The sequence below is a fragment of the Dietzia sp. DQ11-71 genome (assembly GCF_014144995.1).
Classification (GTDB): Bacteria; Actinomycetota; Actinomycetes; order Mycobacteriales; family Mycobacteriaceae; genus Dietzia; species Dietzia kunjamensis.
The window spans coordinates 1-1603 of record NZ_JAALDT010000379.1; the positions used below are offsets into that span (position 1 = coordinate 1).

Annotated in this window: 2 protein-coding genes; both read left to right on the plus strand. The window is 72.5% G+C overall.

The window, feature by feature from the left end; translation table 11 throughout:
• Nucleotides 1–259: 259 nt before the first annotated feature.
• The gene (locus G6023_RS12930; protein ID WP_182635879.1) at nucleotides 260–580 is read left to right on the plus strand and encodes a PQQ-binding-like beta-propeller repeat protein; all 321 of its coding nucleotides are present in this window, start codon (nucleotides 260–262) and stop codon (nucleotides 578–580) included.
• A gap of 12 nt (nucleotides 581–592) precedes the next feature.
• On the plus strand, nucleotides 593–1603 hold a 1011-nt coding region (locus tag G6023_RS12935; RefSeq protein WP_182635881.1), incomplete at its 3' end, for a BamB-related PQQ repeat family beta-propellar protein.

A 1603-nucleotide genomic window follows, 5' to 3' on the forward strand; every position in this document is an offset into this window, starting at 1 on the left:
GCCCGGACGTGCCCCACCCTCCGGGCCCCCGCCCGGCTGTCCCGCGGGGTTCGGCTCCCCGGCGGCCGGCTGCTGGCTCGTCGTCGTCATCTACTACTCCCGGTGCGCGTCGCCGGCCCCGGACGGGCCGCGTCGACCCGCCACCGTAGCGGACCGACCTGTGATTCCGGGGGTGCAGGGGCGCCGACCGCACCGGCGCGGACACCGCTCCCGCCAGGCCACGGGCGCTACACATGAGATGGCCAGTCAGCCTTCAGGTATGCCCAGGCTCCGTCTCAGCTCTGTTCGTGTCCTCACCGGCGGCCTGACCGTCTCGGCGCTCCTGTTGTCCGGCATCGGCCCCGCCCACGCTGACGCCGGCGACTGGAGCCAGTACCGCGCGACCCCCACCAACAACACCCACGTCGTCACCGGTGGAGCCCAGATCTTCTCCGGCACCATCCCCACCGCGAACGAGGTGCGGGCGACCCCGGTGGTGGCCGACGGCAAGGTGTTCGTCGGCAGTCACGGCTCCGGGGAGCTGCAGGCGTTCGACCTGGCGACGGGCGAATTGTTGTGGCAGACGCAGGCGCCGAACTGAGTGCATTCGGAGATGATCCATTCCGACGGGCGGCTGTTCGTGGGATTCGGCAACCGCTTCTTCCAGGACGGGCCGGGTGGCTACCGCGGCACCGGGGAGTCCGGCGTCCTGGGTCTGGACCCGGACACCGGTGAGATCCTGTGGCGCCACGACACCGCCGGCGAGGTCATGCCGACACCCGCCGTGACGGGCGGAGCGGTGTGGGCGGTCACCGGCGATCGGCGCCTGTACAAGCTCGACCCGGCGACCGGTGAGGCGCTCGAGGTGGTGGAGACCGGCCACGTGGTGAGCATGTCCTCGCCGTCGGAACAGGGCGGAGTGCTGTACTTCGGCGGCGGCGCGCCCCGGCCGTACACGTTCTTCGCCTACGACACCGCGGCCGGCGAGTTCGCCTGGCAGCGGGAGTTCCCCGAGTTCACCCACGGCCTCGACGACGTCCCGCCGGCCGTCGACGAGGGGATCGTCGTCACCACGGCCAACCGCGCCCTGCTGCCCGGGATCGCCGGCGCGCGCGAGGAGCACACGATCATCGCGATGGACCAGCAGTCCGGCGAGGTGGTGTGGCGGGACGTGATCGGCGACGGGCCCGCCCCGACCAACAACCGGTCCGGTGCGCCGACCATCCACGACGGCACCGTCTTCGTGGGCAGTCCCACCACGGGCGCCGCCTACGCGTATGACCTGCACTCCGGCGAGCGACTGTGGCGTAACCCTGTCGGCGCGATCAAGGGTGCCCCGGTGATCCACGCGGGTGGTGCCTACTTCTCGACCACCGCCGGGAACGTGTACCGCCTCGACGTCCGCACCGGCGCGATCACCGGCGTCCTCGAGCTGGAGGGGCCGTTGGCCCCGGCCGGGCCGATCCTCGTCGACGACACCCTGGTGGTCCCCAGTCAGAGCCGGAACGTCTACTTCGTCCCGCTCGAGGAGTTCCCCGACTCCCGCGCCACGGGCGGCGCGACCGCGAGCCTCGGCGACCCGGCGTCACCGTGGGGGAGCGCCGCGGGGTCCGCGGCGTCCGCG